Source organism: Bradyrhizobium guangxiense (genome assembly GCF_004114915.1).
Taxonomy (GTDB): Bacteria; Pseudomonadota; Alphaproteobacteria; order Rhizobiales; family Xanthobacteraceae; genus Bradyrhizobium; species Bradyrhizobium guangxiense.
This window is the reverse complement of record NZ_CP022219.1, coordinates 4,738,467-4,750,810: the sequence shown is the minus strand read 5'-3', so window position 1 is coordinate 4,750,810 and position 12,344 is coordinate 4,738,467. Positions and strand designations below refer to the sequence as shown.

Here is a 12,344-nt window from a genome sequence, read left to right as displayed (position 1 = left end):
GGCGGATCGCTTGCGTAAATTATCCTGCTTCCGGCATCATGCTGCCGGAGGCTCGCTTTGCCGTGTCGTTGAAAAATCCGGATGCCGTCGCCGCTATCGTTGCAGCGCTCCGGCATGTCTATGGTGACGAGGTTGCGCGGCTCATGCTCGTCGAGGGCATGAGCCTCGCCAACCTGATCGATGCAATGTCGTCCGCCCCTTTGACGCATCGCGAGGCCATCAGGGCCATTACCGACGGTCTGGACGACTTCGTCATTTCGCCGGACCTGGGCCGCATGTGGCACCTCAAGTACATCTATGGAGACCAGCCCGGCTCTCTACATGTCGTGGACATGGAGATTGCCACCCCGAGCGGGACGTTGGCGAGCAAGGACATCTGGCTTCGTCTGTCCTCTTGAAGGGAGAACTCCTTTGGATGATGTGGCTCCGGCGCCGGGTTCGCGCGGCATTGTCTTTACCGATCAGCAACCATCGCAAATGATCAGAAAAGTTTAACGAAACGGATCGGCGATCTCCGCGTCGATATGTCGGAGGGCCCGTGTGATGACAGAGCGCCAATTGAGAGAGCAGGAATGCAGGATCGCGCGTTACAGGCGTTTGGAACGGGAGGTGACGGATCCGCTTGCCGCGTGTCTGCTTCACGGCATCGTCGAGGAGCTTGAAGCCGAGCTGCGCAAGGACAGGCCGGATTGGCACGGGCCGCGAGATTAACGGTTCCTTAGCGCTAATCGTGCGGATTATCGCGCGGGAATGGCCAAGGGAGACTGCTCCCATGCTGAAGGACGGGACATATGCGGCGTGGTACAAGACGCCGCTCGACCAGGGTACCGGCATCGTCCATGTCGCTGACGGACAGATTTGGGGCCGCGACAGCTTGATGACGTATCATGGCTCGTGTCAGGTCAATGGAGATCGCTTCACTGCCACCGTGTCGACCAAGCGCCATACCGACGGACGTGCAACGGTGTTCGGCGTGGAAGACGAGCTCACCTTGGACATCGAGGGAAGCTGCCCCGGCAAGATCGCGACTTACACCGCGACGGCACAACAGGTGCCGGGAATGATTCTCCAGGGAACGCTCATTCTCACCGAACAACCGCAGCTGGCATCTGAGCGAACCGAGCAGCACCCGGCGTTCAACCCCGGCAAGCTGCCAAGGCTGCCAAAGCGCTTGCGCTGATCAATGCCGGCGGCGCGTCGGCTGGCCCGCATCCCTATGTCGCGCCCCAGGCCGCTCGATTCTGCATCCGGTTCTTCCCAAAGCTTGCTTCTCAAACCGCTCCGGCCCCGCCATTGTGCCCCGCAACGGCTCGGAAGCTGAGGGGCATCAATGTCGGACAAGGTCTCGCGTCGCCGGTTCGCGAAAATGGCGGGGCTGTCTGCGGCCGGCTTGACCGGCTCGCGCGATGCAGCCGAAGCCAGGCCTCCAGCGCCGCCGCGCGGCGGAAGCGGCTTTCCGGCCGGCTTCGTCTGGGGCACGGCGACCTCATCCTATCAGGTCGAGGGCGCGGTCAACGAGGATGGGCGAGGGGCCTCGATCTGGGACAAGTTCGTGCGCCTCCCCGGCAAGATCGAGGACGGCACCACTGGCGACCGCGCCAATGAACACTATCACCGCTATAAGGAGGACATCGCGCTCATCAAAGCGCTCGGCTGCAAGGCCTACCGCTTCTCGGTGGCCTGGCCGCGGCTGTTTCCGGACGGCGACGGCAAGCCCAACCCGAAGGGGCTCGACTTCTACAACCGTCTCGTCGACGAGCTCCTGAAGAACGGCATCGAGCCGTGGCTGACGTTGTATCATTGGGATCTGCCGCAATCGCTCCAGGATCGCTTCGGCGGCTGGCGCTCCAGAGAGACCTGCAAGATCTTCGGTGACTATGCCGCCTATGTCGCCGAGCATCTGACCGATCGCGTCAGGAACGTGTTCACGCTGAACGAGAGCGGCCGCTTCGTCTATTTCGGCTACGGGATCGGCATCGACGCCCCGGGCATGACGTTGCCGCAAGCCGAGGTCAACCAGGTCAGGCACAACAGCGCGCTGGCGCACGGACTCGCGGTGCAGGCGGTGCGCGCCCACGGCCGGCGCGGCACCAGGGTCGGGCCGGCCGAGAATGTCGATGCCTGTGCGCCCGCGGTCGACACGCCGGAAAACGTTCGCGCCGCCGAGATCGCGTTACGCGAGATGAACGCCGGCTATCTCAACGTCATCATGACGGGCCGCTATACCGACGCCTTCCTGAAATTCGCCGGACCCAACGCGCCCAAATACACCGATGCGGAGCTGAAGATCATCTCTTCGCCGGTCGATTTCCTGGGCCTCAACATCTACGCGCCGCAGAATTATGTGGTGGCATCCGACCAGGGCCCGGGCTTCATGCCGTTGCCGATCCCGAAATCCTTCCCGCGCATGAATTCGGACTGGCTGCGTGTCGGGCCCGAGACGATCTACTGGGTGCCGAAGCTGGCGGCAAAGATCTGGAAGACGGATGCGATCTATATCAGCGAGAACGGCGCTTCCGGCGACGACGTCGTCACGCCGGACGGCAAGATCTACGACACCGATCGCATCATGTATTTGCGCAACTATCTCGCCCAGCTCCAGCGCGCCACGGCGGAAGGCGTGCCGGTGCGTGGCTATTTCCTCTGGAGCCTGATGGACAATTTCGAGTGGGTGTACGGGCTGAACAAACGTTTCGGGCTGTACCACGTCAATTTCGACACCCAGATGCGCACGCCGAAACTCAGCGCCAGCTTCTACCGCAATGTGATCGCGAGGAACGCGGCGGGGGCGTGATTGCTTTCTTCGTGGAGAGGCCGTCATGCCCGGGCTTGTCTCGCCTGCGCGGCCGAAGCCGCTTCGGCGAGGCGAAGGCCCGGGCATCCGCGTTCTTCGTGCCCATGGTAAGGCAAGGCGTGGATGGCCGGGACAGGCCCGGCCATGACGTCGCTGAGGCTTTCGCGTAGCGGAAAATCTGAGTGAGGGGCGGGAGAGGATGCGTAGCGCCGCGCATTGACTCCATTCTCTCCCTTATTCAAAACCGTCCTCAAGACCCATAAACAAGAGGACAACGCCAATGGCTGACGCGCTGATCATCGATGCCTGCCGGACCCCGCGGGGCGTCGGCAAGGCCGGCAAGGGAGCGCTTTCGGGCATTCATCCCCAGCAGCTCGGGGCAACCGTGCTGCGCGCCCTCGCGGACCGCACCGGGATCAACACCGCCGACGTCGACGACATCGTCTGGGGCTGCAGTGCGCAGGTCGCAACGCAAAGCGGCGACCTCGGGCGGATGTCGGCGCTCGACGCCGGCTACGACGTGCGCGCCAGCGCGGTGACGCTCGACCGCTTCTGCGGGAGCGGCATCACCAGCGTCAGCATGGCGGCAAGCTCGATCATGGCAGGGGCCGAAGACCTCGTCATCGCCGGCGGCTGCGAGATGATGTCGATGGAAGGACGCCGCGGCTCCGGCCCGATGATGATGGACAACGGCAATCTGCACCTGCGCGCGCGGCATCCGCAGTCGCATCAGGGCGTCTGCGCAGATGCGATCGCGACGATGGAGGGCATCACGCGGAGGGACGTCGACGCGCTCGGGCTGGAGAGCCAGAAGCGCGCCGCGTATGCGATCGCGAACGGGCATTTCAAGAAGAGCCTGGTGCCGGTCCACCGCGAGGACGGCAGCCTTGCGCTCGATCACGAGGAATATCCGCGGCCGCAGACCACGATGGAGGGACTCAGCAGCCTGAAACCGGCCTTCCCGGCCATCGCCGACTACGCGCTCGACGACAAGGGCACGACCTATCGCGGCCTGATCCTGCAGAAATATCCTGGTCTCGAGATCGACTTCGTGCATCACGCCGGCAACTCGTCCGGCGTCGTCGATGGCGCTGCCGCGATCCTCTTGGCCTCGCCAGCTTACGCCAAGGCACACGGCCTCAAGGCCCGGGCCCGCGTGGTCGCGATGGCCAACATGGGGGACTCGCCGACCCTGATGCTGAACGCGCCGGTGCCGGCGACGCGCAAGGTGCTGGCGAAGGCGGGCCTTGCCATCGACGACATCGACCTGTTCGAGATCAACGAGGCGTTCGCGGTAGTGGCGGAAAAATATATCCGCGACCTCAAGCTCGACCGCGCCAAGGTCAACGTCAATGGCGGCTCGATCGCGCTCGGTCATCCCATCGGCGCCACCGGCTCCATCCTGATCGGCACCGTGCTCGACGAGCTCGAACGGCGCGACCTCAAGCGCGGCCTCGTCACCATGTGCGCCGCCGGCGGCATGGCGCCGGCCATCATCATCGAGCGCGTCTAGCCGATCACCCCCTCACTTTCTCCCTGTTTTTACGGGGAGGAAGACAGGCGAGGTGCGATCCGACCCTTATTTTTCAGGGTGAAACACGCGCCTCCTTTCACAAAGAAGCCGGTCTTCGCTTGTCGAAAGCGGCGAATCAGTTCTAGCAAGATGTCGTGCGGGCCTTTGAAACAAGGCAAAATCCGCTGCCTGAAGCTTCTCCCGCTCGGGAAGCAGCTAAAAAGTAGGGTTTTTTGCCACAGAGGGCCAAAAATGCCCGTAAAACCGCGACAAAACTGTGCAGAAGGCTATAGGCCTTCGCCGGTTGGTCTAATATGCAGCCGTCACGAATCAGAGGAGACACGATGGCCACCCAAATGTCCAAATCGCAGTTGATCGAAAAGATTGCGACCGCCACAGAGCTTTCCAAGCGCGACGTCAAGAACGTCATGGAGACGCTGACCGACGTCGGTCACAAGGAGCTCAAGAAGAACGGCCTGTTCCTGGTGCCGGGCTTCGCGAAGTTCGTGGTGATCAAGAAGCCCGCGACCAAGGCGCGCAAGGGTACCAACCCGTTCACGGGCGAAGAGATGATGTTCAAGGCCAAGCCGGCCCGGAAGATCGTCCGCGCCCGCCCGGTCAAGGCGGCCAAGGACGCCGTGGGCTAACAACGCGAAGGCCTCCTCGGATCGGAGGAGGCCTTTTGTTTGGGGCAGCCGCGAGGGCCTGAGACGGAGGGCTCAACCCTTGCGGCGCTTCACCCGGATCGGAATGGGTTGAAGCTGCGGCCCAGGTGCCGCCAGCCCATCGCGAACCCGGTCGATCGCGCGATCGAGCAACTGGCGCAGCCGCTGCGTCTTCCGCGATCTTTTCGCTTTTTCCAGCAGTTTCTTCATCGCATTCACTCCGCCGCCTCGACCTTGGCTTCAGCCGGCTCGAGCGCCGCGGCGATGGCTTCGTCGACGCGCTCCAGCCAGATGAATTCGAGGTTGTCCCGCGCGCTCTTCGGGATGTCGTCATAGTCCCGCTTGTTGCGCGCCGGCAGCATCACCCGCTTTAGACCCGCGGCCGCGGCCGCGACCACCTTCTCCTTGATGCCGCCTACGGGGAGCACCAGGCCGCGCAGCGAGATCTCGCCGGTCATGGCGGTGTCGCTGCGCACTGTGCGATTGGTGAGCAGGGACGTCAGCGCCGTGAACATCGCGACCCCCGCGCTCGGCCCGTCCTTCGGGGTGGCCCCCGCCGGCACATGAACGTGGATGTCGCTCTTCTCGAACGCTTGCGGATCGATGCCGAGCTGGGAGGCTCGGCCCTTCACCAGCGTCATCGCAGCCTGCACGCTCTCGCGCATGACGTCGCCGAGCTGGCCGGTCAGGATCATGCCGCCCTTGCCGGGCACCTTTGAAGCCTCGATGAACAGGATGTCGCCGCCGACCGGCGTCCAGGCAAGGCCGGTGGCCACGCCCGGAATGCTGGTGCGCTGCGCGATCTCGCCTTCGAAGCGCGGCTGGCCGAGCACGGTCGCGATGTCCTTCGCCGTCACCACGACCTTCGCGGCCGTGCCCTCGGCGACCTGCACCGCGGCATGCCGGAACAGCTTGCCGATCTCGCGCTCGAGGTTCCGCACGCCGGCCTCGCGGGTGTAACCCTTGACCACCAGCTTGAGCGCCTCAGGCTCGATCTCGGCCTGCTCGGCCGAAAGGCCGTTGGCCTCGAGCTGCCGCCGCACCAGATAGCGCCGCGCGATCTCCAGCTTCTCGTCCTCGGTGTAACCGGCGAGGCTGATCAGCTCCATGCGGTCGAGCAGCGGACCCGGGATCTGGTCCAGCATGTTGGCGGTCGCGATGAACACCACGCGCGACAGATCAAAGGGCACGCCGAGGTAATTGTCCCGGAACGTCCCGTTCTGCTCGGGGTCCAGCCCCTCCAGCATGGCCGCCGATGGATCGCCCTGGACGCCACGGCCCATCTTGTCGATCTCGTCCAGCATCATGACGCAGTTCCTCGCGCCGGCCTTCTTGATGCCCTGGATGATGTTGCCCGGCAGCGCGCCGATATAGGTCCGCCGGTGGCCGCGGATCTCGGCCTCGTCATGCACGCCACCCAAGCTGACGCGCACGAAGGGGCGATCCATCGCGCGTGCGATGGATTGGCCGAGCGAGGTCTTGCCGACGCCGGGCGGACCGACGAAGCACAGGATCGGCGCCTTGCCCTGCGGGGCGAGCTTGCGCACCGCCAGATATTCGATGATCCGACTCTTGATCTTCTCCAGGCCAAAATGGTCGGCATCCAGGATGGCGCGCGCCTCCTTGATGTCGATCGGCTTCTCCGCGGGCAGCGCCCAGGGCAGCTCGATCAGCCAGTCGAGATAGGTGCGGACCATACCGGCCTCGCCGGCGGCCTCCGGCATGCGCTCGTAGCGGCGCAGCTCCTTCTTGGCGTGCGCGTCCGCCTCGGGCGGCATGTTGGCCTTGGCGATGGCAGCGGTCAGCTCGGCGACCTCGGCGGCCTTGCCGTCGCCTTCGCCGAGTTGGCGCTGGATGGTCGCCATCTGCTCGCGCAGGATCGCCTCGCGCTGGCGCTCGTCGAAGGAGGCCTTGGTCTTCTGGCCGATTTCGTTGGAGATGCGCAGCACCTCCAGCCGCTCGGCCAGGTGCTTGGACACCTTCTCGACGCGCAAGGCGAGGTCGATGGTTTCCAGCACCTCCTGCTTGTCCTGCGGCTTGATGTCCATGAACGAGGTCGCCAGATCGGCCAGCGCGCCGGGCGCACTGGTGCCCTGGAACATTGCCACCAACTCGGGCGGCGCCTGCGGCAGCAGCTCGATCGCCTCGATGGCCTGGCGCTGCAGGTTCAGCGCGCGCGCCTCGATCTCGGGCGAAGTCGTGGTGGGCTCGGGAATCTGCTGGATGCGGGCAGCCGGGAACGGCGTCCCCGGCAGGAAGTCGAGGATGCGCGCGCGCTGCACGCCCTGGCAGACGATGTGGTGGGTGCCGTCGGGCGCGGTGATGTAGCGCACGATGTTGGCGATGGTCGCGACCCGGTAGAGATCGTCCGCCCCGGGCTCCTCGGTTTCGGGGCTACGTTGCAGCACGACGCCGATCGGCCGCTGCTCGCGCAGGGCCTGCTGCGCGGCGGCGATGGACTTCGCGCGGCCGATCGTGATCGGCGCGATGGCGCCGGGAAACAGCACCATCTCGCGCACGGGGACGATGATCAGCGCGTCGTCGGGGATCTTCACGTCGGAGCCGTTCTGGGAATTGTTCTGCGTGTTGTTGTTCATCTGTTCGGTGGCCATGATCGACCTCAGGATTTGGCGAGGCGCAGTGCGACGCAGCCGTCCATCACGAAGCGGCTGATGGCGTAGCGGCCAAGGGGCAATGCAATGCGGCGCTCAAACCGCCCCTGCGGCAGCTCGAGCCGGTGGATGCGGGCGTTGCGGAGCTCCGGCGGAAGGGTGCGCCGGCCCGAGATGACGAGGACGCCGTCATGGATGACCGTCTCGACATTGTCCGGATTGACGCCGGGAAGCGCCACCAAGATCAGGAGCTCGTGCTCGGTTTCGAGCACGTCGATCGGCGGCTCCCAGCAGGCTTCCTGCCGGCCGAACTGCTGCCGCAGCCGGTCGGCGCGGGTCAGCGAGTCCAGGGCTTCGGACAGCATCCAGTCGAGGGGATTTTTGGGTTGCATGATGCGGGCTCTGGGGTGGGAAAGCCTGCATATGGGGCTGGTTCCCGGGAAATCCAGTGCGGTGGCGCCGACGTGCCATGCGCTGTCGTGCGATCGAAAACAAACGCCGCGGCATGGGCCGCGGCGTTCCGTGATCGTCCGGGGCAGGTCAGGCCGCGGCGCGGTATTCTTCTTCCGCCTCGAGGTTGATCACCGAGGTGGCGAGCTCGGTCAGCGTATGGTCCGTCGCCTCTTCCTCGTCCAGCGTCTCCTGCAGCAGCCTTGCGGCGTCCTGCATGCCAAGCTCTTCGGCCCAGGTGCGCAAGGTGCCATAGCGGGAGATCTCGTAGTGCTCGACCGCTTGGGCGGCCGCGAGCAGCCCCGCATCGAGCGCCGGTGCGCCCTTGAACTCCTTCATGATCTCGGCGCCCTCATCGGCAATGCCGTTGATGGCCTCGCAGGGCTTGCCGCGTGCCGGCTTGCCCAGCATCTTGAAGATCTGGTCAAGCCGCTTGACCTGGCCCTGGGTCTCGCGCAGGTGCTTGTTGAAGGCCGCCGCCAGATCCTTCGATTGCGCGGCCTTGGCCATCTTCGGCAGGGTCTTGATGATCTTGTTCTCGGCGAAATAGATGTCCTTCAGCGTCTCCAGAAACAGGTCGCTGAGCATCTTCGGCGCCTGACGCGGCCGGCGCGCCGCGGTCTTCTTGGTTGTGCGTTTCTTCGCTCGTTTAGCCATACGTCCTCCTCATGAGGCGACACGGGAAGGCCTCGCCTTCCTCAATCCTCAGGCGATCAAAGCCGCTTGCAGAACGAAAGTTCCAAACTGCAACCGGCGCGCCCGCGGGGCGAACGCTCAGGTGGGGCGCTTGTAAGGGTCTTCCTGGCGCTGGCGTGCCTCGGTGTTGCGATCGAGCTGCGCCCGCTCGCCGCGGCGCAGATGACCGGCCTTCATCACGCCGTAGACGAGGGCTCCGCCGAGCACGAAGGCGCCGATGAACCAGAGCCAAAGCATCTGGGCCGAGGCGTGGCCGAGCAGCATTCCGATTCCACTGTCGCTCATTGTCCTCTCCAGTGATTTGCAAAGCGGCTGTGCTGGGCTAAGTCTGCGCGGCAGCCATCGTTCCAGCGTCCGAGGACCACCCCGACACATGCTCGATTTCTCCCTGTCGGCCTTCGTGACACTGCTGCTGGTGATCGATCCCGTCGGTCTCGTGCCGGCCTTTCTGGCTGCCACAGCCGGCCTGCCCGACAGGGCCAAGCGGACGATCGCGTTGCGCGCGCCGCTGGTCGCGGCCTCGATCCTGGTGGTGATCGCCCTGGCCGGCAACTGGCTGCTCCGCCAGCTCGGGATCGGCATTCCCGCGTTCCAGATTGCCGGCGGGCTGCTGCTGTTCGGCGTGTCCTATCAGATGATCTTCGGCGATCGTCCGCATCGCGAGGCCCGCGAGGCCGACAAGGCGACTGCAGAGCACGCTTCCGATGTCGCGGTGTTTCCCCTGGCCATCCCCATGATGGCCGGCCCGGGCGCGATTGCGACGACGCTGCTCCTGTCGGGCGATGCCGGCTATGGAGCGAGGCTCGCGATCATCATCGCAGTCGTCCTCTCGGTCTGCCTGCTCTGCATGCTGTGCTTCGTCTCGGCGCAGCTGATCGCGCGCACGCTCGGACGCACCGGAAATGCGGTGCTCTCGCGCGTTCTCGGCATGCTGCTCGCCGCCTATTCCGTGCAGTTCGTGATCAACGGGGTTGCGGCCGTCCGGACCAGCCTGTCATAGGGCTGCGGCAATCGGTAATTCCATTGATTTTGCCGTCCATTTCGTGGTTTGGCAGGGGCGGCATCGGATCGGTGCCGCTTTCGCTTGCGCTGCCATGTTGGTTTGACGTACTTCCGCTCTAACAAGCCCATCGTCAGGAAATCGAAATGTCGATGACAGCGGACGAGCCCGCCAAAAGACAGGCCATCATCGACGCTTGCCGGCGCATGAACGCGCTGGGCATCAACCAGGGCACCTCGGGCAATATCTCTGTCCGGCATGTGGACGGGCTTCTGGTCACGCCGACCAGCGTGCCCTATGAGGCCATGATGCCGGACCAGATCGTCTTCATGACCATGGACGGCGCGCACGCGCCGGATCAGAAGCCGTCGAGCGAATGGCGGTTTCATCGCGACATCCTGAAGTCGCGGCCCGACGTCAATGCCGTCGTGCACGCGCATCCGACCTATTGCACCATCCTGGCGATCATGGGCATGGAGATCCCGCCGGTGCACTACATGATCGCGGCCGCCGGCGGCGACAGCATCCGCTGCGCGCCCTATGCGACGTTCGGAACGGCGGAGCTGTCCGAACATGCGGTGCGGGCGCTGCAGGGGCGGCTCGCCTGCCTGCTCGACCATCACGGCATGATCGCGATCGGCAAGACGCTGGACAAGGCGATGTGGCTGGCCGTCGAAGTCGAGACGCTGGCGCGGCAATATCACGGTTGTCTCCAAATCGGGCAACCGCCGCTGCTCCCCAGCGCCGAGATCGAGCGGGTCCGCCAGCGCATGGCCGGCTACGGCCTGTCGGAAGGGTAGGGGCAGGCAGAACGTGTTCGTGCGGATCAGGCATCTCGTCGATCGCAAGGGAACGAACCGGACCATGGTCCGGCTCCGTGCGCTCTTGCGCAGCAACGAGTTCTACCTGATCCCGCTGGCGCTGGTGATCGGCACGCTGGCCGGCGCGGTCGTGACGCTGATGGCCGAGATCGCGCAGATCGCCCATGTGGTGATCTACGGCATCCCCGTCGACGTGCGATTGTCCTCCAACGCCTATGTGAGTCCGTGGGCGGCGCTGATCGCGCCCCCGCTCGGCGGGCTGGCGCTCGGCATCATGGAATGGTCGCGGCGACGCATGAAGATTTCGAGCGCGGTCGACCCGATCGAGGCGAACGCGCTGCGCGGCGGCAATCTGTCGATGCGCGACAGCGTGGTGGTGTCGAGCCAGACGCTGATCTCCAACGGCTGCGGCGCCTCGGTCGGCCTCGAGGCGGGATATACCCAGATCGGCTCGGGGATCGCCTCGCTGTTCGGCAAGTTCTTCAATCTGCGCCGCAACGATCTGCGCCTGATGGTCGGTTGCGGCGCCGCCGCGGCGATCGCGGCGGCGTTCGGCGCGCCGATCACCGGCGCCTTCTATGCCTGCGAGTTGATCGTCGGCGTCTATTCGGTCGGCAGCGCGGCTCCGATCCTGGCCGCCTCGCTCGCCGGCGCGTTGACCGCGCAATGGCTCGGCGGCGCGCCCTATTCGCTGGAGATACCCAAGGTCAGCGCCGTCGGCGTCGAGCAATATCTGGCGCTGATCGGGCTCGCCCTCGTCACCAGCGGCGTCGGCATCGCCGTGATGCGCTCCTCGCCGACGTTTGAGCGCCTGTTCTCCTGGTTGCCGGTCTGGCTGCGGCCTGTGTTCGGCGGCCTCATCGTCGGCGGCTTTGCGATCGTCACCCCGCAGGTGCTGGCGGCCGGCCACGGTGCCATGGTGCTCGATCTGTTTCATGAGATGGCGATCGGCATGATCGCGCTGATCATCGCCTTGAAGGTGACGGCCTGCCTGATCTCGCTCGCCTCGGGCTTCCGCGGCGGTCTGTTCTTCGCCTCGCTGTTCGTCGGCAGCCTGATCGGCAAGTTCTTTGCCGCGGTGCTGCTCTTGATCAGTCCGAACTTCGTGATCGACCCGCTGGTCGCGATGCTGACGGGCATGGCGACGCTCGGTGTCGCCATCGTCGGCGGCCCGCTGACCATGTCGTTCCTGGTGCTCGAGATGACCCGCAACGTCGACGTCACCGCGGTGGTGCTCGCCGGCTGCATCGTCACATCGATCTGCGTCCGCTTCATGTTTGGCCATTCCTTTTCGACGTGGCGACTGCATCTGCGCGGCGAGACCATCCGCAGCGCCAACGACGTCGGCTGGCTGCGCAACCTCACCGTCGAACGCTTGATGCGCTCCGACGTCGGCAAGGTGCCCTCGACCACGACGATCGCGGCGGCTCGCCGCGAAATCGCGCTGGGCTCGCGGCCGGGCGTCGTGATCGTCAACAATGCGGACGAATATGTCGGGCTGGTCCTGCTGCCGGACCTGTTCTCCAGCGACCTCGACACCATCGCCGACGACATCCAGGTGATCGAGCTCGCGCGCCTCATCGACATCGTGCTGATCCCGGAAATGAACGTGAAGTCGGCGATGGCGGTGTTCGACGAGGCCGAGGCCGAGATGTTGGCGGTGGTCGATTCCACCGACAGCCGCAAGGTGGTCGGCTTCCTCACCGAAACCTTCGCCCGCCGCCGCTATGTCGAGGAGATCGACAAAGCGACGAGGGGCGTGCTGGGCGCGCTGTCGTAAACGCCGGTGCCGG

Annotated in this window: 14 protein-coding genes; 9 read left to right on the top strand and 5 right to left on the bottom strand. The window is 65.0% G+C overall.

Going from position 1 to position 12,344, the window contains the following annotated elements; all coding sequences use genetic code 11:
- Positions 1 to 38: 38 nt before the first annotated feature.
- The 6 genes from X268_RS22775 to X268_RS22755 all read left to right on the top strand — a co-directional run bounded on the left by X268_RS22775 (position 39) and on the right by X268_RS22755 (position 4,954).
- Positions 39 to 398: a hypothetical protein gene (locus X268_RS22775; protein ID WP_128926996.1), complete on the top strand. Its 360-nt coding sequence runs from the start codon at positions 39 to 41 to the stop codon at positions 396 to 398.
- Positions 399 to 543: 145 nt separating this feature from the next.
- Positions 544 to 711: a hypothetical protein gene (locus X268_RS39610; protein WP_164937874.1), complete on the top strand. Its 168-nt coding sequence runs from the start codon at positions 544 to 546 to the stop codon at positions 709 to 711.
- Positions 712 to 772: 61 nt separating this feature from the next.
- Positions 773 to 1,180: a hypothetical protein gene (locus X268_RS22770; protein ID WP_164937873.1), complete on the top strand. Its 408-nt coding sequence runs from the start codon at positions 773 to 775 to the stop codon at positions 1,178 to 1,180.
- 150 nt (positions 1,181 to 1,330) lie between these two features.
- Positions 1,331 to 2,794 (top strand): GH1 family beta-glucosidase, encoded by a 1,464-nt coding sequence (locus X268_RS22765; RefSeq protein ID WP_128926994.1) that lies wholly within the window; start codon positions 1,331 to 1,333, stop codon positions 2,792 to 2,794.
- 280 nt (positions 2,795 to 3,074) lie between these two features.
- Positions 3,075 to 4,307 (top strand): acetyl-CoA C-acetyltransferase, encoded by a 1,233-nt coding sequence (locus X268_RS22760; RefSeq protein ID WP_128926993.1) that lies wholly within the window; start codon positions 3,075 to 3,077, stop codon positions 4,305 to 4,307.
- 344 nt (positions 4,308 to 4,651) lie between these two features.
- Positions 4,652 to 4,954, top strand: a complete 303-nt coding sequence (locus X268_RS22755) for an HU family DNA-binding protein (RefSeq protein WP_025037698.1) — start codon at positions 4,652 to 4,654, stop codon at positions 4,952 to 4,954.
- Positions 4,955 to 5,026: 72 nt separating this feature from the next.
- On the opposite strand, the gene X268_RS39605 is transcribed toward X268_RS22755, so the two are convergent.
- From X268_RS39605 to X268_RS22735, 5 genes are all read right to left on the bottom strand, one after another.
- Positions 5,027 to 5,182 (bottom strand): hypothetical protein, encoded by a 156-nt coding sequence (locus X268_RS39605; RefSeq protein ID WP_164937872.1) that lies wholly within the window; start codon positions 5,180 to 5,182, stop codon positions 5,027 to 5,029.
- A gap of 5 nt (positions 5,183 to 5,187) precedes the next feature.
- Positions 5,188 to 7,584: an endopeptidase La gene (lon, locus tag X268_RS22750; protein ID WP_128926992.1), complete on the bottom strand. Its 2,397-nt coding sequence runs from the start codon at positions 7,582 to 7,584 to the stop codon at positions 5,188 to 5,190.
- Positions 7,585 to 7,592: 8 nt separating this feature from the next.
- Positions 7,593 to 7,976, bottom strand: a complete 384-nt coding sequence (locus X268_RS22745) for an Hsp20/alpha crystallin family protein (RefSeq protein WP_100175437.1) — start codon at positions 7,974 to 7,976, stop codon at positions 7,593 to 7,595.
- A gap of 148 nt (positions 7,977 to 8,124) precedes the next feature.
- Positions 8,125 to 8,691, bottom strand: a complete 567-nt coding sequence (locus X268_RS22740; protein ID WP_128926991.1) for a YciE/YciF ferroxidase family protein — start codon at positions 8,689 to 8,691, stop codon at positions 8,125 to 8,127.
- Positions 8,692 to 8,808: 117 nt separating this feature from the next.
- Complete coding sequence (locus X268_RS22735) at positions 8,809 to 9,015, bottom strand: hypothetical protein (RefSeq protein WP_128926990.1); 207 nt, start codon at positions 9,013 to 9,015, stop codon at positions 8,809 to 8,811.
- Between the two features lie 88 nt (positions 9,016 to 9,103).
- Here X268_RS22735 and X268_RS22730 point away from each other — a divergent pair, with 88 nt between their 5' ends.
- The 3 genes from X268_RS22730 (at position 9,104) to X268_RS22720 (ending at position 12,331) form a co-directional block, all read left to right on the top strand.
- The gene (locus X268_RS22730) at positions 9,104 to 9,730 is read left to right on the top strand and encodes a MarC family protein (protein WP_128926989.1); all 627 of its coding nucleotides are present in this window, start codon (positions 9,104 to 9,106) and stop codon (positions 9,728 to 9,730) included.
- Between the two features lie 146 nt (positions 9,731 to 9,876).
- Positions 9,877 to 10,530 carry an L-fuculose-phosphate aldolase gene (locus X268_RS22725; RefSeq protein WP_208764388.1) on the top strand — a complete coding sequence of 218 codons (654 nt, stop codon included), beginning with the start codon at positions 9,877 to 9,879 and terminating at the stop codon, positions 10,528 to 10,530.
- Positions 10,531 to 10,543: 13 nt separating this feature from the next.
- On the top strand, positions 10,544 to 12,331 hold the full coding sequence (locus X268_RS22720) for a chloride channel protein (protein ID WP_128926988.1): 1,788 nt from the start codon (positions 10,544 to 10,546) through the stop codon (positions 12,329 to 12,331).
- Positions 12,332 to 12,344: the final 13 nt, after the last annotated feature.

Bases quoted from the DNA above. Each gene is read 5' to 3' on its own strand.
- X268_RS22725 (WP_208764388.1), top strand. From the start codon at position 9,877: ATGTCGATGACAGCGGACGAGCCCGCCAAAAGACAGGCCATCATCGAC.
- X268_RS39610 (WP_164937874.1), top strand. From the start codon at position 544: ATGACAGAGCGCCAATTGAGAGAGCAGGAATGCAGGATCGCGCGTTAC.
- X268_RS22740 (WP_128926991.1), bottom strand. From the start codon at position 8,691: ATGGCTAAACGAGCGAAGAAACGCACAACCAAGAAGACCGCGGCGCGC.
- X268_RS22775 (WP_128926996.1), top strand. From the start codon at position 39: ATGCTGCCGGAGGCTCGCTTTGCCGTGTCGTTGAAAAATCCGGATGCC.
- X268_RS22760 (WP_128926993.1), top strand. From the start codon at position 3,075: ATGGCTGACGCGCTGATCATCGATGCCTGCCGGACCCCGCGGGGCGTC.
- X268_RS22745 (WP_100175437.1), bottom strand. From the start codon at position 7,976: ATGCAACCCAAAAATCCCCTCGACTGGATGCTGTCCGAAGCCCTGGAC.
- X268_RS22770 (WP_164937873.1), top strand. From the start codon at position 773: ATGCTGAAGGACGGGACATATGCGGCGTGGTACAAGACGCCGCTCGAC.
- X268_RS22735 (WP_128926990.1), bottom strand. From the start codon at position 9,015: ATGAGCGACAGTGGAATCGGAATGCTGCTCGGCCACGCCTCGGCCCAG.
- X268_RS39605 (WP_164937872.1), bottom strand. From the start codon at position 5,182: ATGAAGAAACTGCTGGAAAAAGCGAAAAGATCGCGGAAGACGCAGCGG.
- lon (WP_128926992.1), bottom strand. From the start codon at position 7,584: ATGGCCACCGAACAGATGAACAACAACACGCAGAACAATTCCCAGAAC.
- X268_RS22730 (WP_128926989.1), top strand. From the start codon at position 9,104: ATGCTCGATTTCTCCCTGTCGGCCTTCGTGACACTGCTGCTGGTGATC.
- X268_RS22765 (WP_128926994.1), top strand. From the start codon at position 1,331: ATGTCGGACAAGGTCTCGCGTCGCCGGTTCGCGAAAATGGCGGGGCTG.
- X268_RS22755 (WP_025037698.1), top strand. From the start codon at position 4,652: ATGGCCACCCAAATGTCCAAATCGCAGTTGATCGAAAAGATTGCGACC.